Origin of the sequence: Citrobacter sp. TBCS-14 (assembly GCF_005280805.1) — a bacterium.
GTDB lineage: Bacteria > Pseudomonadota > Gammaproteobacteria > Enterobacterales > Enterobacteriaceae > Citrobacter > Citrobacter gillenii.
Genome location: NZ_SZWM01000039.1, coordinates 1 through 261 on the forward strand (window position 1 = coordinate 1; position 261 = coordinate 261).

Annotated in this window: 1 protein-coding gene; it reads left to right on the top strand. The window is 52.1% G+C overall.

All coding sequences use genetic code 11. The annotated features are described in order from the left end of the window. Positions 1–32 precede the first annotated feature (32 nt). The coding region (locus FDX22_RS00170) for a PTS sugar transporter subunit IIC (protein WP_186805256.1) at positions 33–261 on the top strand (229 nt) is incomplete at its 3' end.

The following is a 261-nucleotide window of genomic DNA, read 5'->3' on the forward strand; positions in this document are numbered from 1 at the left end:
ATTCTAATTCTTTGATAACAGGGTACTTAACTATGGATACTTTAGTCTTTGCAAGCCTGATGGGGCTGTATTACTGGTTTGCCCGTTTACGCCTTGGCTACACCTTCTCCGCTATGCTGCTGCAACCAGTCGTGATTGCCGTATTCGTTGGCCTGCTGTTAGGCAACATGGAAACGGCGATGATCATCGGTGCCGGTATGCAGCTGGTTTATCTCGGCGTGACCTCTACGCCAGGCGGTAACGTCCCGTCGGATCCGGCGC